This is a genomic window from Heyndrickxia camelliae (assembly GCF_002844575.1).
Classification (GTDB): Bacteria; Bacillota; Bacilli; order Bacillales; family Bacillaceae_C; genus Margalitia; species Margalitia camelliae.
The window spans coordinates 21,648-39,593 of record NZ_PIQO01000016.1 but is presented as its reverse complement, the minus strand read 5'-3'; the positions used below and the strand labels follow the sequence as shown (position 1 = coordinate 39,593).

The window sequence follows — 17,946 nt, the reverse complement described above, 5'->3', positions numbered from 1 at the left end:
CAAGGAGTTGTCTATTAGAAGTGTTTTAAAGGAAAAAAAGGCAGAGAAAAAGCAAGGAGTTGTCTATTAGAAGAGTTCAAAAGGCCAAGTTAGTAGAGAAAGAACAAGGAATTGTCTATTAGAAGGGTTCAAAAGGACAAATTAGTCGAGAAAGAGCAGAGAGTTGTCTATTAGAAGTGTTTTAAAGAACAAATAGGCAGAGAAAAAGCAAGGAGTTGTCTATTAGAAGGGTTCAAAAGGACAAAAGGGTAGAGAAAGAGGAGGGAGTTGTCTTTTAGAAGAGTACAAAAGGCCAAATTAGTAGAGAAAGAGCAAGGAATTGTCTATTAGAAGTGTTTTAAAGGACAAAAAGGCAGAGAAAAAGCAAGGAATTGTCTATTAGAAGTGTTTTAAAGGACAAAAAGGCAGAGAAAAAGCAAGGAATTGTCTATTAGAAGTGTTTTAAAGGACAAAAAGGCAGAGAAAAAGCAAGGAATTGTCTATTAGAAGTGTTTTAAAGGACAAAAAGGCAGAGAAAAAGCAAGGAATTGTCTATTAGAAGTGTTTTAAAGGACAAAAAGGCAGAGAAAAAGCAAGGAATTGTCTATTAGAAGTGTTTTAAAGGACAAAAAGGCAGAGAAAAAGCAAGGAATTGTCTATTAGAAGTGTTTTAAAGGACAAAAAGGCAGAGAAAAAGCAAGGAATTGTCTATTAGAAGTGTTTTAAAGGACAAAAAGGCAGAGAAAAAGCAAGGAATTGTCTATTAGAAGTGTTTTAAAGGACAAAAAGGCAGAGAAAAAGCAAGGAATTGTCTATTAGAAGTGTTTTAAAGGACAAAAAGGCAGAGAAAAAGCAAGGAATTGTCTATTAGAAGTGTTTTAAAGGACAAAAAGGCAGAGAAAAAGCAAGGAATTGTCTATTAGAAGTGTTTTAAAGGACAAAAAGGCAGAGAAAAAGCAAGGAATTGTCTATTAGAAGTGTTTTAAAGGAAAAAAAGGCAGAGAAAAAGCAAGGAGTTGTCTATTAGAAGGGTTCAAAAGGCCAAATTAGTCGAGAAAGAGCAGAGAGTTGTCTATTAGAAGTGTTTTAAAGGAAAAAAAGGCAGAGAAAAAGCAAGGAGTTGTCTATTAGAAGGGTTCAAAAGGACAAAAGGGTAGAGAAAGAGGAGGGAGTTGTCTGTTAGAAGGGTTCAAAAGGCCAAGTTAGTAGAGAAAGAACAAGGAATTGTCCTTTAGAAGAGTTCAAAAGGTAAAGATTGTGAAGCAAAAGAACCAATTCTCCTTTAGAAACGGATCAAGGGACACTAATAACGTAATAATATCTATATATCTCATTTTAAGAATTGCTAATGATGTGGCTAAATCCAAAAAATGGTTGTAAATATTTTTTTGATAATTTATACTACTTATAGTTTAGGATGGATAATTTTGTTAAAAAACAAAATGTAACTGGTTAAATTGTTTTTAAGACCACTGACATACTATTGTTGATTTATTTTTATTATGTTGTCGCATCCTTTCTACTATTCTATTTATCGTAAAAACAATCGTCTCAAGGTAATTCCAATTGTCTTTGTCATAGTAACCTTACTTTTCACTCTCTATATTCTCGTTATCAATACAATGTGGGGGAATGGGGTTGTTTCATTGATATTCGTCTTAGAAACCATTACACTAATGCACGCGCGCAATACATGAAAAAAGGAGATTTATTCATTATGTGGGCACAACGGTTCATCGAAACAGTCAGGGGAACATTTGAAATCTTTGAAAAAGGGGATGGTAAGCCATTAGCAGTCACCCATCTTTATAGTGCTTTTAATGAGCGGGGAAATACATTTGCAAATCCATTTACGAAATACTATAAAGTTTACTTAATTAATCTTAAAGGTGCAGGTAATTCAGTAAAAGCAAATAATGAGCAAGAATATAGTATACAAGAATCTGTTTTGGATTTAGAAGCGATTAGAGAAGCGATAGGTCTTGATCAATGGGCATTTGCGGGCCATTCTACGGGAGGGATGCTTGCATTAAAATATGCTATTTATTGTCCTCGATCATTAACAAAAATTATTGCCGGCGGGGCAGCTGCAAGCTATAAATATGGGGAAGACCCGAATTGTATTTACTGTTCTCAAAATCCCAATTTTAAGCGCATAGTCGAAATTATGGACAAATTAAACAACCCTGCAACACCTATTGAAATGCGCAGGGAACTTGATTACGAATGGGCTTTAATGTCATTTTATTCAGAGGAAAAGCTTCAAATCGCACTAAAAAAGCCTAATAGCGGAAAAACGGTTGGAGTAAGGTTAAATTATTTTAGAAATATGGAGTATCCTGTATTTGACATACGAAAAGAGTTGAAACATGTAACTGTACCAAGCTTTATTTATTCAGGGAAATATGACTCCCAATGTCCGATGAAATATGGGATCGAGATTGCTGAGTTAATCCCCAATGCCTCCTTTACTATCTTCGAAGAAAGTAATCATAACCCTTTTTCAGAGGAAGAAGAGAAATTTCTCGAATTTGTTAAGACTACTATTTAAAGACTTCGATTTAAATTAAGTTAATTGCTATTCCCCTTTAAATAATCATGATAATGGAGTGAACGCATTTAGTCCTTTTTTCGTCTTGAGCATTACTTCTGCGCTCATCGTTTCATTTTGGCTTTCTTCCTTGTATCCGTTTTTAACGAAGGCTCCTTGAATGATGTTCCATTAGATCATTACGTAAAATTCGAATTGCTTTTGGAAGGAACTCTTTTACGTAACAGCTTCATTATCGATAAGCATTAAAATCCTAGGAGTTGGAATATATGAAACTTGGATTAAAAAGAGATCAAGTAAAATTGGCTCCTTATTCTGATGAGTGGAATAAGGAGTTTATTAGGATAAAAGAGGAAATCCAAACAAATACACCATTAGATGGGGAATGCATCGTGCATATTGGCAGTACAGCTATTAAAAATATGGATGCCAAGCCCATTTTGGATATTTTAGTGGGGGTAGAGAACATAAACAACATTGCCCCATCCGTTATTAAGGGCTTAAAAAAAATTGGATTTTTGCGACTGAAAGTGGAGCGTCCTTCAGAAATTATCTTTGCTAAATTTACTGATAATAGCTACGAAGAAAAAACTCATTATATTCATTTAGTGAATTATGGGGATGAGCTTTGGCAAGATTTGATTTTTTTCCGTGATTACTTAAATGCCAATGAAACAGAGAGAGAGAAATATAAAAGAATAAAATTAGAATATGTACAGAAATGCAATACTGGAATTGAACAATATACGGATTTAAAGGAGGGATTTGTAAAGGAGATTTTAAAAAAAAGAAAACATAAATATCATTAAGCCTCTATATATGGTTGATACGGTCTTTCCCAGGTTAAAAATATATTAAATAATGATGGGTGGTTTCCGTAGAAAATGGGAGCATACAAGCATGGGAATAGGTATATTGATGGAGCAGGAACATATAACGGAAATTTCTTCAATAAATATAAAAAGAGAATTTGTTACGAAAGTTAAAATTGGAAATTGGAAATGGAGGGGGCGAAATGCTGGAGGACACGGCAAGAGAATTGCGAAATATAAGAATTACCCTTGTGATTTTAACGATTATTGTTCTTTTTATAGGTGGAGATCGAACAGTTCGGATTGATAATTTAAATGATTCACAAGAGAATTTTCCTCAATTCTCCTATAGTAATATGGTAGATTTAGGTGATGGGAATTTTGGGGTATTATCTGGTTATACGGGTGGGGATGGTAATGAGACGGTGAAAGTCTATTATTATGACAAAAAGAAAAATAAGATAATTTTTAAGACAGAAGCTTCATTAAGTGAGCTTCAGTGATAATTATGTAACCATTACTATAGAGAAATGTGTTATTCTATATATTAAAAATCCCATGCAATCGGAGGTGAAACATATGAGTGGAATCGTTGGTTATATAGGGAAGTCTTCAGCTGAGTCCGTTCTGCTGGATTGCTTGACTCAATTGGATTATCGCGGCTACGATTCTGCAGGAATTGCTATATCTAATCAAGATAACATCAAGATTCGAAAAGAAACCGGTAGAATTGAAGATTTAAAAGCATTGTTAGAAATAGATCCTATTATAGAGGGCAATATTGGAATTGGACATACAAGATGGGCTTCACACGGGGCGCCAACTATTCTTAATGCCCATCCTTTAAGTGATGATAAATCGCAATTTTATGTGGTTCACAATGGAATTATCGAAAATTATCGGCAATTAAAGAACGAATTAATAGAACTTGGCCATGTATTTTATACTGATACCGACACAGAAGTTATTCCGCATCTTCTTGTACAGCATGATACAGGCATTTTAGAGGAGACCGTCCGTAAAGTACTGCCTTTATTAAAAGGATCCTTTGCACTTGCCATTATGTCTCAGAATCAACCAGATACAATCATTGGAATATCACAGGAAAATCCATTGATTATTGGATTTGGAGAAAACGAAGCCTTTTTATCCTCTGACATTTCTGCCCTCCTATCTTACGTGAAAGAAATGTATCCAATCAAGAATGGTGAAATTGCTGTTTTAAAAGCGAATGAAATTAAAGTACAAACGATTTCAGGAGAAATTATTCAGCCAGAAAAAAGAATCATCGAATGGACAGAAGATGATTTTAGCCTCCAAGGGTATGAGCATTATATGCTGAAGGAAATTATGGAACAGCCCAAGGCGATAAAAAATACGCTGGAGGGACGGTTGTTAGAAAACGGAGTGAGCCTCCCAGAGTTGGAGCCTTTTATAAGGAAAGATTTTGATTATCGGAAAATTGATATTGTGGCAAATGGTACTTCCTATCATTCTGGAATGATAGGAAAAAAAGTTATGGAGACCTTGCTTAATATCCCAGTAGAAGTTTCTATTTCCTCTGAGTTTCGTTATGAGCATGGACCACTTGATGAGAAAAACTTAGTTATTGTTATCAGTCAGTCTGGAGAAACAGCGGATACCTTGTCTGCGCTAAAAGAAGCAAAACGTCATGGAAGTACTGTTATTGCAATAACAAATAAAAGGCGAGGAAATATTGCGAGAAAATCAGACTATACAATATGTACGAATGCCGGACCCGAACTAGCAGTTCCTGCAACGAAGGCATACACGACACAAATAATTGCATTATATCTTTTAGCTATCGTCTTAACAGAAAAAACAGGTGGCTATGGGATAGGTCTGCTCCCGGAAATTTTAAAGGAATTGCACCAGCTTCCGGAAGAAGTAGAGAAAACATTAATCATGACTCAAGATGCAATTGACGAGTTTGCCCAGGTGACGGAAGATCAAGAGAGTCTTTTTCTAATTGGTCGGGGGTTAGATTATGTTCTCGCATTAGAAGGGGCACTTAAGCTTCAAGAAGTTGCTTATTTACATGCCGATGCTTATGCAGCGGGAGAGATGAAGCACGGAACAATGGCTTTGATTACTCCGGGTGTTCCTGTAATTGCTCTTTCTACCCAAAAACATCTGCGTGATAAAACAATCAGCAACATTAAGGAGATTAAAGCTCGAGACGCCTTTGTTGTTGGGGTAACTACAATTGGAGATGATGATGTTAGCGAAATAGTGGATGAGGTAATGTATATACCTGAGGTTCATCCATTCCTAATGCCGATTATTGCTGCCATACCTCTGCAACTATTAGCCTATTATGCAGGAACCGTACGTGGATATAATGTGGATAGACCAAGAAATCTAGCGAAAAGTTTGACAGTGGAGTGAAGCATAGCTCCACTGTTTTCTTTTTTGTAGTTTTATAAAAAAGACTGATCAATTAAAACAAAGTTCGATTATTTAAAATAAAGTTTGATTAAAATCCTGATTTTACAGGATTTTTTTCTTTAACTATAGGGGCAGGATAGTACAACAAGACATATATTACCAGATTATGCTAAAATGAACCTATTATTATTTTGGAGGCGATACGAATGCCATTTGAACCACCAGCAGAACACTATGATGAGCATATTGAAGTAATAGATGAACAAATATGTAATTTAATTAGGAAACGGAAAGAACTATCAAAAAATAATCCTGGTTTTCCAACTAAACAACTTATATGTGATTGGTCGATAAAATATAATTTTTATGAAGATTTTCTAAACAGTGTTTTTGCACATTTCTTAAACGAAGAGATATATAAACCTGTTGTTGAGCCAAAAGGATTTCTTAAAAATATACCGATATTAAAGTCATTTGAAATAGATGATTGGTTTTATTCGGTAACTTTTGTACGTCAATTCCAAAATGCCAGTGTTGTTCATTTAAACCTTGATAGGGATGATTCCGATGAAATGCCTGGAGTCTTTCCAGAGCATTATTGGTTTGATCTTTCAATAGACGACGACGACGGAGAAGGGATAAATTACGACTGTCGAAATGAAGGAGGTGGCGGCTCAAGAGGGCATTCATCATACACTTTTGTTGTATCTCCACCTTTACCTGATGATGTTTCTAAAATTAAATTAGTCTTTAAAGAATATAAAACTCCATTAAAAACAAAACCAACGGGTCTTGAATTCGTCATAAGAATGGATAACTAAATGATTTATCTAAACTTTTCAATATCCATTATTCAACTAAAGGGTGCAATAGTTAAAGAAAATGAGGTCGCTGCGGCGATCCTTTTTCTTGTTCCACACAAGAGCAGTTTAGTTGAAGATTGATGTTTAACTTATGTTCAACAATCGGGTTAGATAGTGTAGCAATACCTAGATATCTGATTAAATGTTTAGGAAGGATGGGAGAAACTTGTGCTTAAAGTAACAGGTAGGTTAGCGAAATAGAAGTTATATTTGTCGAAGTCAATTACATATTATATGGATTCTGAAAAATGTACATAAAACCATGAGCAGAATAGCTGAATTTACTATGAATACAAAAAATTGAATTAATGTTAAATTAGTTATAGTTTGTAATATATGAAGAGGTGATTCTTATTGAATAAGTTCGATAGAGAAAATATAGGATTATGGTACTTGCCATCGAATCCAACCGAAAGGTTAACAGGCACATTAACTATTGAAGAGGACAATGTTTGTAAATTGAAGATGGCTCATAATTTTAATGGCTTATCAGGAGTAGGAGTTAATGAGTTACCAATAATTCATGGTATATTATCAAATGGAAAAGAAGTTACACTTGTAAACTCAATAAAAACTAATGAACGATGGGGGTTCCCCGGCTTTCCTGTATCCGTTTGGACATGTAGTCTAGCCGTTATTGGCGGGCTTTATAATGAGGCTAATGATATAGCAATCTCAGAAATAAAAGCCACCTATGAATCTTTAAATTTATGGCTGAACAAAAGACCCTTTGAGATTAATGCAAACCCAGCTTCATCTGAACTATTCATGCATTATAAGATGCCTGACGTGATTAAAATCGAAAACACTAATTTTAATATTGAATTCACTTATAAGGTGAATAGTTCAGGTAACCTGTATAGTAAATTTGAAGTTAGCCAAACAGAATTCGTTAAGTTTCTATTTAAAGAAAGTGTACATTACAGGGAAGCTATTAACGTTGTGGATGATTTTTCCAACTTTTTAACCCTTTGCATAGGAAAATCGGTTAATTGTGAAAACTTTTTTGCTAAAGATACTCATGGCAAAGACATCACTCTATTATTGAGAGCGCAAAAGGATAATTCAGCAAAAGTAAAAGAGAATGAAATTATTATTAAATTCTCTTATATTGAAGATTCATTTGAAACCTGTATACAGACATGGAGCGCAAAAAAAGAATTATTAGAGCCAATTATTCATTACTTTGTTGAAGCGCATGAAAAAGGGTTTCATGTACCAATGTCATTTCTTAAAGTAGTACAAGCTTTAGAAGCCTTTTCGCGAAGAATGAGACACAATAAAATATGGTCTGACGAAGAATTTAAAGAAATGATTGAAAGGATAACTTTACAATTGCATGCTGAGGATGATAAAAAACTTATCTCTGGTTTAATTTCAAACGAACCTAGGTTAAGGCAACGATTGAATGAAATTCTTTCAGAGGTAAACGATGTTTTTGAAATTTCATCTAAAAAAAGAAGCTCTTATATCTATAAGATAGTTAATACTCGAAATTATTTTACGCATTTCGATGAAAGTCTAAAAGAAAAAATCCTTGATGTAGATACGATGTACTACATAACAAAGTATTTGAAACTTGTATTACGAGTGCTTCTATTAAGAGAATTAGGAATAAACAATGACCTAATTAAACAGCGAATGAGTGATAATCAAGAACTTATGAGTGTTAAAGAAGGATTGGGGCTTATCCCGCCCATTGAACTGTTCAAAATAGAGGTACAAAGGAGCTCTAAGGATGATTCAATGGAAACCTCACAAGAATAAAAATAACTTTTTTTAGACTTTATCTAATAGTTTGATAAAGACTAAGGGGTCACGAAAAAAGACAATGAACAAACTCGCTAATAGAAGCGTCAGTGTTATTCAACAAACGGGCAAGATTGTGGAAATAAGCATCCCTTATCTTATTTAATTAACGGGTGCTTTAGTTCAATAAGAAATGATCAAACTTTTTTATAAAACCGAAAATTAAATATGCTAAAAAGGAATCCATTTTGATCAACCTTTTTTTCAAAATGGATCTTCTTATTTACCGTAAAATACGGGTTTATAAGGTATTTTTATCAATCTTTATTTTAAACCTACACTTTTTTGTAGTTTTATAAAAAAAGACTGATCAATTAAAACAAAGTTCGATTATTTAAAATTCTATGTTTACTCTATTTTTTTCTTTAACATTAGGATAGCGTTTAACGAAGAAGGATTAACGCTTTTTTTATGCAGTTTTAGGAGGATTTACTTTGGATGATTTTTAAACAAGCCATAGTTAATGGAGATTTTTCTGGAGCAAAACAACTTTCTATATATATAGATTTGTAAACTATCTCTTGCTTGATAAGGAATCATCCGAAGTACATTATTTAGCTTCATTACTACTTAGCACTTTATACCTAGGGAGTGCTACCAATAAACTCTAAAAATATGAGACAAGGGATTCTATGGAAAATTAGGGAGTATGTTATATTAATTTGTAAAGGGAGGTTATTATGAAGTTTTTCTTCAGATTAAATTTCGTTAGTATTTTATATGCACTATTTATATTTATTCCAGTGGAACTGTATATAAATATCCCTAGAATTACAAGATTGATGGATTTGGAGTCTGGAATAGTTCCTTATATATTTGGGTTCACTATCATTGTTGAAATTATAGCCGGCACTGTATTGCTTTATCAGTTAACCAAGAAGTGGTTAAATGGAAGAATATCAAAATTTTGGACAGTAATTCTCTGGCTACCCTATTTTATTTTTTTTGTATTTGGTTTTGCCTCTTTCTTTCCTAGTACCTATGCTGGGGATAACCCAGGTCCAGGTGCTGGTTTATTATTAATTGGCGGATTGATTTTTTATCCGCTTTATATACTAATTCTCAATATTATTAGTACTAATTCAGACTAGAAATCAATCTAGTCCTTTTTTATTGCAATTAGTTTATGATCCAGCTGCCAATTTGGTGGCTTTTTCTTATTCGACTAAAGGGGCAAGTTTGTTGAAAATGGATTATGTTATAATAATTTGTATATTTCAAATTTTAAAGTGGAGCCATGTAAAACAACAAACTGGGGAGAAATACTAGAATTAGTCGAATCAGAGATTAGCCTGAATTAGAATATTTTTGAACGAGATTACGGATTAGTATGGCGGGAAAAGAGGTCGTATAAATGAAGCTCCCAGAGAAAATTATTATTTCAGTTCTTTCTACACTAATTTTTTCTCTGTCTTTAGCTTTCTTGGAATATACACCGGTGACAGAACAACAAACTGGAGTTGCTTATTTTTCTTTTAAAGTACTGGTTATAATATATGTTATTTTTTCATTACCTGTATATTTAATAGGTGGAGGGCTTTACTCTTATTTCGTAGATGTATATTTCGATAAAGTTCAGTTTCGTAATAAATTTTTAAAATATCTTATTGAATTCCTCGTATATGCAGCAGGTGGTTTATTAATAGTTGGAGTACTCTTGGCAATAATATTACTAGTTGACGGAAGTGTCGCTGGAATATTGATATCCAAATTTTTTATAGTTGGTGCGTTGGCATCCTTATTGTTTTATCACATTTCTCTAATTTCTAAAAAGGCATTAAAATTCGTACAAGATAAATTATAGTTTTAATAATCCAATATCGTGGCGCTTTTCTTTAGTAAGAAGGTGTCATTTGATATGCCCTTACAAATAAAGGGATTAGATTTTGTTAAGATAAAAAAGATTGTGAAGTTTATCACTTAAACAAAAGGGTGCAAGAGTTGAAGATTCAATGTGGATCAGCAACTCTTTTTTCGTATTTGACTAAAGGGGCAGCATTTAACTCTAAAATCTCATTCTATAAAACACTGAAAATACTGGAGAAAACGTGAGTTTTCATTTTGTTTATTGAGGGAGTTTAGTTTACTAGGTGTTAATGGAGGTGGTAGATTGAAACTCAATAATGTCAATGTCATTGGATGGGTATATGCTATATTGTTAGGCATCTGTAATTTCTTTTTTAAAGAAGAACTATCAATTATAACAACTGGTTTAGGAGGATTGTTTGTCTGATTATTGGATTAATGTTGATATTTTATCAAAGTAAAAAGGTCAAACATTAAAAAACTTGCATTTCCTACTAAATTCTTAAAGAATCGTACTTAAGGCAACTAGAATTTCTTATTTATTTCCTTTTTTCAAACAATACTGTAAATAGTATGTAGAACACAGCAAAAGTAAAAGCCTTTAAAGCGTTAACAGCCCAATTAAATGTATTATTCTGTACAATGCTCAATATAACAAAGGCAGCAAATATTGTTATACAAAATAGCAAACTTCTCCGAAGTATATTCATTAAAAATCACATTCCTTCAAACAATAATAATTTTATTTTATATTATTTTTTTACCTTTTGCCATATTTTGGATTTTCAATCAACTGGAGAGTTAAACAAGAATGGAGAAACCATATTTATTACGGTTTCCTTTATTTTATTGGCATTTATCAACATTAAGGTTTAACAGAGCCTTTTGCTAAAATAATAAAGTTTGTGAAGGATTGTACTTAAACTATAAGGGGTTTTAGTTCAATAAGAAATAATCAAACTTTATTATAAAAATTTAAATTTAATCAAACAGAAAACCGTCATTTTGATTGCTGTTGTATGTGAAGAGAACAGAGTTTTTTTTCAATCTTTATTTTAAACATACACCTGAACAACTTTTATCCAAAGAGAAGCAATTCATACTGCAAAAGAAAGACCCCGAAAACAAGGCTTCATTGTTTATATGAAAAAGCGAAATTTAAGGTTCTCATTTAACTAAAAGGTGCAAAGTTTAAGAGCCAGCTGCCAATTTGGCGGCTTTTTCTTATGCGACGAAAGGGACAGATTAGTTGTACAATCTTCATTAGCTTTTTTTCAACAATCTGGCCAGATTGGAGAAGAACACTCACAATGAAAATGGCATTTATATTAATATTAAAAGATAATGGAAATTGTAAAGAAATGTACTTAAAGTAACAAACCGGTCACTTTTATAAGAGATTTATAATGTTTACAGTTTCTTTGGAAAATGCTTGAAGATAGTACTAAATTTTATAAGATAAAGCAAATTAATGAAAACAAATTAAAATAATGAATAGATTGAAAATATTCGCATATAGTGATATATTTTTATTTAATAAAACAAAGGAGGGGGTACCGGTATGAAAAAAAGATCATTAAATTCTTTATCTAAAGGTGTAGGGTACTCAACTGCCGTTTTTTTCGTGTTCGCTAATCATGGGAGAAGTCTGTCTAATTTTAGAAAAAAACGACTTAAATCCTTTGATTAGATTCTCTAATTAAAGTAGTGGGATATAAACCACAGGTCGTTTCCTGTGGGAGTTATTATACATTCATGCTATTGAAAACCACAGGAAAATTTTCCTGTGGTTTTTTTATTTTCAGAGGGAGGAAAGAACATGGAGAAAACACAAGAGATATTTATTAGGCAATTGGAATTGTCAGATGCGGAGGATTTACTAAAGTTAGAGGTTGAAAATAGAGATTTTTTTCAGCTCTATTCACCACTAAAAGATGAAAAGTTTTATACACTTGATGGGCAAGTTGAGCGAATTAAAAATTGGGTTTTACAAGCTGAGCAGGACTCAGTTTATGCTTTTGGGATATTTCTTACAGACAGCGAACAACTTATTGGAATTGTAACACTATCTGAAGTTGCAAGAGGTAACTATCAGAGCTGTTGGATTGGATATTCACTAGACCGCAAGCAAAATGGGAAGGGATACATGACAAAGGCCGTAAAATTAGTTGTAGACTATGGATTTAATGAATTAAAATTACATCGAATTGAAGCAGGAGTAATGCCTCATAATGTACGTTCCATGAAGGTACTAGAGAAAGCGGGATTTCATAAAGAGGGTATTGCAATAGAAAATGTTAAAATTAATGGGAAGTGGGAAAATCATCAAACGCTTGCGATTGTCAATAATGAAAAGTATAAACCGAAGTAATTAGAAAAAACCCACAAGGCATTGCAATGCCAATTGGAGATTACAGTTACCTTACGATTGTACCAAAAGGAGCCGAATTAATTACTCTATCAGGTCATGTAGGAGTAGACAGAGAAGGATATATTCCTGATTCAGTTGAAGAACAATTTCAGATTTCCTTGGAGAATATTGTATCGCTTCATAAAAGTGAGAATTTAGATACTAATGGGATTATCAAAATTAATATTTGGTTAACTGAAAAGGAAGACAAAGACGTATTTGTAGACATCTATAAGAAATTTCACAAGGATTTTCCACCCGCAATGACACTTGCTTATGTTATGGCTTTAGGAACTCCATACCTTAAAGTAGAAGTTTTGGCAGCTCGTTTTTAGTCTATACCTATTTAAATCTAGTAAGGTGTTGATCAATGTTGAATACGCCTAAATAGGTTGAATAAGCTGCTCTAACAAGAAATATTAAATAATTTAATTCTGAAGGGAAGAAATGCACTTATACTATTGGCAGGATAGTCAACAATGCAACAAGATATAGTTTTAAGTTCTTCCACAATCAGGCGCTTTTCTTGAATAAGAAGGCGTCTTTTTTATATGCTCCTACACAAAGAATTGTGAAGATTTTCACTTAAACTATAGGTTTAAAATCCAGCTGCCATTACGGTGGCCTTTTCTTATTGAACAAAAGGGGGAGGATAATTGAACAAGAATATATTTGGTAAAATTCAATTAGAAGACATTTGTAGAAAGGGGTTAGTATATGATATTGGTGAGTTCCTGATTAGCAGGGTGATGTGAGATATAATGGGACAAATTGTTTAAATGATAAAATTAGAAAATTGGTAGAAGAAAATAAAGCTATTACAATATGTCCAGAATTACTTGGTGGGTTTTCAACGCCTAGAGAACCAGCTGAGATAATTGGTGGAAACGGAGAAGATGTATTGGATGGAAACGCTAAGATAGTTGAAAAATCAGGTAAAGATGTTACCCAACTTTACATAAAAGGAGCCTATTCTACGCTAGAACAAGCTATAAAATTAAATGCGACTTTAGTGGTTCTAAAGGAAAATAGCCCATCTTGCGGAAGTTTAACCATATATAACGGTGAATTTACAGGAAAAAAAATTATGGGGATGGGAGTCACTTCAGCTCTACTAAAAAGAAATGGAATAAAAGTAATTTCAGAAGAGCTATTTGCAGCTACCTTCCTTTAAAAATAAGAAATGATCACACTTTATTATAATAATTTGATAATTAATTAAAAGTAAACCGTCATTTTGGACAATATATTTCAAAATAACGGTTTTTTAATTGCTATTGTATAAGGAGAGAAGAGAGTTTTTTATCAATCTTATTTTAAAGCTACATTTTCGATTAAATAACAATAAAATTGTTTAGTTTACAATAATGTCGTTTAAAAATAATAGTTATTAAAAAAACAGTCATACTAATGCGAGTCAGATTAATTAGGGGCATTTTTCCATTTCGGGTGTCACAAAGGGTGATACCTTTATTATTTATTCAGTTTTCATCATATTATTTAAAATATCATAAACTAATGGAAAAGTAATAAAGCCATCTTCTTCTAGAAAATGACCACCCTTTTCAACAGGGTAAAATAATGTATCTAATTGTTTTGATAAATTTTTACTTAATTGAAAAGGAACAATATGATCATCTTTTGCAGCAATAACAGCACGTGAATTAGTTGCAGAAATAATTTTTTTATAATCCACTTTTTTAACTGTAAAAGGATCTAGAGAAGGTAAGATGGATAATGGTTCGGAAAAACCCGAAACAAGAATAACCCCTCCAAAACTTGGTAAAGGATCTAATTGTTCTAGGTAGTTTAATAGTGTGATGGAGCCTAAGCTATGAGTTATAAAATAAGTGTTGTTATCTAAATTTTTTATATTATTGGCCAATGTTTTTAACCATTCTTCTTTCTTGGGATCAGACGAATTTGGCATGTGAAGAACCGAAACTTGATTACCATCTGCTATTAATTTTTCTTTTAACCATGGGAACCAATGATTTGCTGGAGAAGCTCCGTATCCATGGATAATATATACTTGTTTTCCCATTGCTATTCTTCCTTTCTTATTATAGATTAATACCATTATATTACAGATCTAAATCTACACGGTAAAAAAACATTTGAAAAAGCTGCAATGCGAGAAGGAAAAGAAGTAGCTAGCTTAGATTTAGAATTGGAATCAACAATTGGGCGATATTGTGAAGCAATGTATAGAGTTAAACGACTTTATTGTTATATTTTTGAGAAAAAGAGAAGTATGTTACAAAAAATTATATTTTAACCCCGTTCTAAAATTGAACGGGGTTATGCTAGTCTAAGATTTTAAATTAAATGATTTTTTTTACTTTACGCTTTTTGTAGTTTAATGGTTAAACTATACGCTTTAATCTTCAGTCCATATGAAATCTTATATTTGTTTGAACCTTGGAAAAAATAAAATGTGTTACAGTTTGTGCAAGTGGACTAACAATATCAATGAATTCTTCAGCTTTAGCTAACGTTTCAAAATGCATTTTAAGCATATAACAAGCATTTCCTGCTATACGATAACAAAACTCTACGTTTGGAAGTCTCTCTATATAATTTCTAAAAGACTGATAGTCTCCATTTTTAACCGTTGCTTCTACAATGCACTGTATAGGGAAACCTAATTTTTCATAATCCACTTCTAAGGTATATTTTTTTATTACTCCAAATGACTCCATTTGTCTTACTCGTTCCGTCACAGAAGGAGAAGACAGATTCACTCTTCTTCCAAGTTCACTCATGGATAAACGACTATTATTCTGTAATTCATCTATTATTTTTTTATCAATATCATCAATTTTCATTTTTTAAATAAAACCTCCTAATTTTGTTAATCATTTAAATAATTTATTGCTAATTTATTTGTAATTTAATGTGATTAAAGCATTTTATTTTTTATAATTAACTTATTATTAAATATAACAAGGGGGTGTCTTATATGGCAAGAATTGTTGAATCCAGTTTCGGACAAACGCCTTTTCAAAAGCTATTAGGACATAACAAACAAGTAATGGAGGCATGGTCTTTATTAGGGGATACGTTAGAGCAGGATGGAAAGCTATCTTCTAAGTTAAAGGAACAAGTAAGGCGAACTTTAGCACAAAGCAATGGCTGTGAGTATTGTAAAGCGAAAGGGAAACCTGAAACAGATAAGTTTGATGAAAAAATATCTATTGCGGTAGGATTTGCAGAAGTATTTTTGAAACAAAAAGGGAATATATCAGATTCCACGTTTAATATATTGAGAGAATGTTTCACAGAAGAGGAAATCAGTGAACTTTGTGCTTTTATTACGTTTACCACTGCTTCACAATATTTTGGAGCGATAATGAAACTAGAGGCAAAATAATAATACATTGGAAGTAAACTAATAATTTAATAGGGGCTATACTGGAACATATAGCCCTTTCTATTTTAAGGGTTTTTGGTAATTTGAAAGAGTCAGGGGGAAATATCTTGGATAAAGAAAATAGAGCTTTAATTATTATAGATGTACAAAAGGCTTTTGATGATAATAAATGGGGAGGTCGAAACAATCTAACTGCAGAAGAAAATATTAGTAGGATATTAACATTTTGGAGAGAGAAAGGCTGGCAAGTCATACATATTCAACACAAGTCTGATAACCCTAATTCTTTATTCCATCCAAATAATGAGGGGTTTACTATTAAGGAATTGGTAGCGCCTATTGAAGAAGAAGTAATTATAATTAAGAAAACTAATAGTAGTTTTATCGGCACAAATTTAGAGGAGTTTTTAAAATTAAATCATATAACAACAGTGGTAATAACTGGTTTGACTACCCCGCATTGTGTTTCTACAACTACGAGAATGAGTGGGAATTTAGGTTTTAATACATATCTTATATCAGATGCAACAGCTGCGTTTGGTATAAAAGACCAAAATGATAATTATTATGATGCTGAGACAATTCATAATGTTTCTCTAGCTACTTTAAATGAGGAGTTCGCTACAATACTTACAACAGTGCAACTACTAGATATATTAAAATAAACTTCATCAAGTTTAGCTCTAGTGTAATAATAAATGAATATCAATATTGGGGTGTTTTTTAAATAAAGCTTCTCTTTGCCCATATCCACAATATCTGCAGTAGCATTTTTGAGGAGCGGTATTAGGGAAGTTCAATTTAATTTTATTTATAATTTGATCTGCCTCTTCATAATTTCGTCCATTAATTAGAACATTTACATCTTCTTTGGCAAGCTCCATAGCAATTGCTCTTTACCAATACCTTTCGTGGACCCATAATTATTTAACTGTTTCTTTTCTTTTCTTTAGATGAAATAAATGCCGTATCAATTTATACAGTATTACATAGCATTTAATACAGGTATTGAACTATTTTTTATAATAATGGTTGACATCTCTAGCTACTCGGTGTTACGATGTACTTGTAATAAGTAATACTAAATAGTGTATGGGTTCCCAGAAGCTATTCAGTAAAAATTTACTCCAGTACTATGTTATACTGAGTATTAGTTCATACAAAATAGAGGTGGATCGGATTATGGAAAATTTAACTGAAATGCTGAAGGGTTCGCTGGAAGGCTGCGTGTTGGAAATCATCAGCCGCCATGAAACCTATGGCTATGAGATTACCCGCCGCCTTAACGAGCTTGGGTTTACCGAAGTCGTAGAAGGGACGGTCTATACTATCCTTGTACGATTGGAGAAGAAAAAACTGGTGAGCATTGAAAAGAAACCGTCAGATATGGGGCCGCCACGCAAGTTTTACTCTCTTAATGAGGCTGGTCGTAAGGAACTCGAATTATTTTGGAAAAAATGGGATTTTGTATCATCGAAAATAAACCTCTTGAAGTCAAACTAGCTTCACCAGATATTCTATCCGGTATTTTGGGAGTGTTTTAGCTATATAAAAAAGGAGGAAAAATGGCATGATGGAAATGTTCAAAAAGATGATTGGTGATAAAAAAGAATATAAGATGATGATGGCGAGAGTTGAAGCCCTGCCAGAGGACTACCAGTATGTATTTAAGAAAATTCAAAACTACATGTGGAAATTTACAGCTGGCAACGGGATGGATATGCTGCACATACAGTATGAATTAATCGATTTGTTCGAAGCTGGAGCAGCGGAAGGCAGGCAAGTGCTGGAAATCACTGGGGAAGATGTGGCGTCCTTTGCAGACGAATTAGTGGCAAATGCGAAAACCTATGTTGCCAAGTATCGTGAAGATTTGAATCAAAGTATCTTGAAACGATTGGGAAAAAAATAAACTCGTTAGATTTTACCGACTG

Annotated in this window: 19 protein-coding genes; 16 read left to right on the top strand and 3 right to left on the bottom strand. The window is 32.8% G+C overall.

Features of this window, described 5'->3' with window-relative positions:
* Positions 1-1,696 precede the first annotated feature (1,696 nt).
* From CWO92_RS17860 to CWO92_RS17815, 12 genes are all read left to right on the top strand, one after another.
* Positions 1,697-2,530: an alpha/beta fold hydrolase gene (locus CWO92_RS17860; protein ID WP_101355572.1), complete on the top strand. Its 834-nt coding sequence runs from the start codon at positions 1,697-1,699 to the stop codon at positions 2,528-2,530.
* Between the two features lie 269 nt (positions 2,531-2,799).
* On the top strand, positions 2,800-3,339 hold the full coding sequence (locus CWO92_RS17855) for a GrpB family protein (protein ID WP_101355571.1): 540 nt from the start codon (positions 2,800-2,802) through the stop codon (positions 3,337-3,339).
* A gap of 206 nt (positions 3,340-3,545) precedes the next feature.
* A complete protein-coding gene (locus CWO92_RS17850) occupies positions 3,546-3,845 on the top strand; it encodes a sialidase family protein (RefSeq protein WP_101355570.1) in 300 nt (99 codons plus the stop codon).
* Positions 3,846-3,921: 76 nt separating this feature from the next.
* Positions 3,922-5,751, top strand: coding sequence for a glutamine--fructose-6-phosphate transaminase (isomerizing) (glmS, locus tag CWO92_RS17845; protein WP_101355569.1), 1,830 nt, complete (start codon positions 3,922-3,924; stop codon positions 5,749-5,751).
* A gap of 206 nt (positions 5,752-5,957) precedes the next feature.
* Positions 5,958-6,572, top strand: a complete 615-nt coding sequence (locus CWO92_RS17840) for a hypothetical protein (RefSeq protein ID WP_101355568.1) — start codon at positions 5,958-5,960, stop codon at positions 6,570-6,572.
* Between the two features lie 396 nt (positions 6,573-6,968).
* A complete protein-coding gene (locus CWO92_RS17835) occupies positions 6,969-8,381 on the top strand; it encodes an ApeA N-terminal domain 1-containing protein (RefSeq protein ID WP_101355567.1) in 1,413 nt (470 codons plus the stop codon).
* Positions 8,382-9,103: 722 nt separating this feature from the next.
* Positions 9,104-9,514: a hypothetical protein gene (locus tag CWO92_RS17830; RefSeq protein WP_101355566.1), complete on the top strand. Its 411-nt coding sequence runs from the start codon at positions 9,104-9,106 to the stop codon at positions 9,512-9,514.
* A gap of 263 nt (positions 9,515-9,777) precedes the next feature.
* Positions 9,778-10,227, top strand: a complete 450-nt coding sequence (locus CWO92_RS17825; protein WP_101355565.1) for a hypothetical protein — start codon at positions 9,778-9,780, stop codon at positions 10,225-10,227.
* A 1,563-nt stretch (positions 10,228-11,790) separates the two neighbouring features.
* A complete protein-coding gene (locus CWO92_RS26350) occupies positions 11,791-11,919 on the top strand; it encodes a hypothetical protein (protein ID WP_268877602.1) in 129 nt (42 codons plus the stop codon).
* Positions 11,920-12,048: 129 nt separating this feature from the next.
* The gene (locus tag CWO92_RS25510) at positions 12,049-12,600 is read left to right on the top strand and encodes a GNAT family N-acetyltransferase (RefSeq protein WP_165786705.1); all 552 of its coding nucleotides are present in this window, start codon (positions 12,049-12,051) and stop codon (positions 12,598-12,600) included.
* 26 nt (positions 12,601-12,626) lie between these two features.
* Complete coding sequence (locus CWO92_RS25505) at positions 12,627-12,974, top strand: RidA family protein (protein WP_165786704.1); 348 nt, start codon at positions 12,627-12,629, stop codon at positions 12,972-12,974.
* Between the two features lie 416 nt (positions 12,975-13,390).
* On the top strand, positions 13,391-13,813 hold the full coding sequence (locus CWO92_RS17815) for a 2-thiouracil desulfurase family protein (RefSeq protein ID WP_437177565.1): 423 nt from the start codon (positions 13,391-13,393) through the stop codon (positions 13,811-13,813).
* Between the two features lie 303 nt (positions 13,814-14,116).
* On the opposite strand, the gene CWO92_RS17810 is transcribed toward CWO92_RS17815, so the two are convergent.
* Together CWO92_RS17810 and CWO92_RS17805 are read right to left on the bottom strand one after the other, a co-directional pair.
* Positions 14,117-14,683: an RBBP9/YdeN family alpha/beta hydrolase gene (locus CWO92_RS17810; protein WP_101355564.1), complete on the bottom strand. Its 567-nt coding sequence runs from the start codon at positions 14,681-14,683 to the stop codon at positions 14,117-14,119.
* Between the two features lie 343 nt (positions 14,684-15,026).
* On the bottom strand, positions 15,027-15,467 hold the full coding sequence (locus CWO92_RS17805; protein ID WP_101355563.1) for an Lrp/AsnC family transcriptional regulator: 441 nt from the start codon (positions 15,465-15,467) through the stop codon (positions 15,027-15,029).
* Positions 15,468-15,601: 134 nt separating this feature from the next.
* Here CWO92_RS17805 and CWO92_RS17800 point away from each other — a divergent pair, with 134 nt between their 5' ends.
* Positions 15,602-16,012: a carboxymuconolactone decarboxylase family protein gene (locus tag CWO92_RS17800; protein WP_101355562.1), complete on the top strand. Its 411-nt coding sequence runs from the start codon at positions 15,602-15,604 to the stop codon at positions 16,010-16,012.
* A 107-nt stretch (positions 16,013-16,119) separates the two neighbouring features.
* On the top strand, positions 16,120-16,677 hold the full coding sequence (locus tag CWO92_RS17795; RefSeq protein ID WP_101355561.1) for a cysteine hydrolase family protein: 558 nt from the start codon (positions 16,120-16,122) through the stop codon (positions 16,675-16,677).
* An 18-nt stretch (positions 16,678-16,695) separates the two neighbouring features.
* Here the strand turns inward: CWO92_RS17795 and CWO92_RS17790 are convergent, their stop codons facing one another.
* The gene (locus CWO92_RS17790; protein WP_101355560.1) at positions 16,696-16,896 is read right to left on the bottom strand and encodes a hypothetical protein; all 201 of its coding nucleotides are present in this window, start codon (positions 16,894-16,896) and stop codon (positions 16,696-16,698) included.
* Positions 16,897-17,194: 298 nt separating this feature from the next.
* Here CWO92_RS17790 and CWO92_RS17785 point away from each other — a divergent pair, with 298 nt between their 5' ends.
* Together CWO92_RS17785 and CWO92_RS17780 are read left to right on the top strand one after the other, a co-directional pair.
* Entirely contained in the window at positions 17,195-17,515 is a 321-nt protein-coding gene (locus tag CWO92_RS17785; RefSeq protein WP_101355559.1) for a PadR family transcriptional regulator, read from the top strand.
* 67 nt (positions 17,516-17,582) lie between these two features.
* Positions 17,583-17,924, top strand: a complete 342-nt coding sequence (locus CWO92_RS17780; RefSeq protein ID WP_101355558.1) for a DUF1048 domain-containing protein — start codon at positions 17,583-17,585, stop codon at positions 17,922-17,924.
* The last annotated feature ends 22 nt before the right edge of the window (positions 17,925-17,946 follow it).

Bases quoted from the DNA above. Each gene is read 5' to 3' on its own strand.
- CWO92_RS17780 (WP_101355558.1), top strand. From the start codon at position 17,583: ATGATGGAAATGTTCAAAAAGATGATTGGTGATAAAAAAGAATATAAG.
- CWO92_RS25510 (WP_165786705.1), top strand. From the start codon at position 12,049: ATGGAGAAAACACAAGAGATATTTATTAGGCAATTGGAATTGTCAGAT.
- CWO92_RS17825 (WP_101355565.1), top strand. From the start codon at position 9,778: ATGAAGCTCCCAGAGAAAATTATTATTTCAGTTCTTTCTACACTAATT.
- CWO92_RS17785 (WP_101355559.1), top strand. From the start codon at position 17,195: ATGGAAAATTTAACTGAAATGCTGAAGGGTTCGCTGGAAGGCTGCGTG.
- CWO92_RS17800 (WP_101355562.1), top strand. From the start codon at position 15,602: ATGGCAAGAATTGTTGAATCCAGTTTCGGACAAACGCCTTTTCAAAAG.
- CWO92_RS17810 (WP_101355564.1), bottom strand. From the start codon at position 14,683: ATGGGAAAACAAGTATATATTATCCATGGATACGGAGCTTCTCCAGCA.
- glmS (WP_101355569.1), top strand. From the start codon at position 3,922: ATGAGTGGAATCGTTGGTTATATAGGGAAGTCTTCAGCTGAGTCCGTT.
- CWO92_RS17805 (WP_101355563.1), bottom strand. From the start codon at position 15,467: ATGAAAATTGATGATATTGATAAAAAAATAATAGATGAATTACAGAAT.
- CWO92_RS17860 (WP_101355572.1), top strand. From the start codon at position 1,697: ATGTGGGCACAACGGTTCATCGAAACAGTCAGGGGAACATTTGAAATC.
- CWO92_RS17840 (WP_101355568.1), top strand. From the start codon at position 5,958: ATGCCATTTGAACCACCAGCAGAACACTATGATGAGCATATTGAAGTA.
- CWO92_RS26350 (WP_268877602.1), top strand. From the start codon at position 11,791: ATGAAAAAAAGATCATTAAATTCTTTATCTAAAGGTGTAGGGTACTCA.
- CWO92_RS17850 (WP_101355570.1), top strand. From the start codon at position 3,546: ATGCTGGAGGACACGGCAAGAGAATTGCGAAATATAAGAATTACCCTT.
- CWO92_RS17790 (WP_101355560.1), bottom strand. From the start codon at position 16,896: ATGGAGCTTGCCAAAGAAGATGTAAATGTTCTAATTAATGGACGAAAT.
- CWO92_RS25505 (WP_165786704.1), top strand. From the start codon at position 12,627: ATGCCAATTGGAGATTACAGTTACCTTACGATTGTACCAAAAGGAGCC.
- CWO92_RS17830 (WP_101355566.1), top strand. From the start codon at position 9,104: ATGAAGTTTTTCTTCAGATTAAATTTCGTTAGTATTTTATATGCACTA.
- CWO92_RS17855 (WP_101355571.1), top strand. From the start codon at position 2,800: ATGAAACTTGGATTAAAAAGAGATCAAGTAAAATTGGCTCCTTATTCT.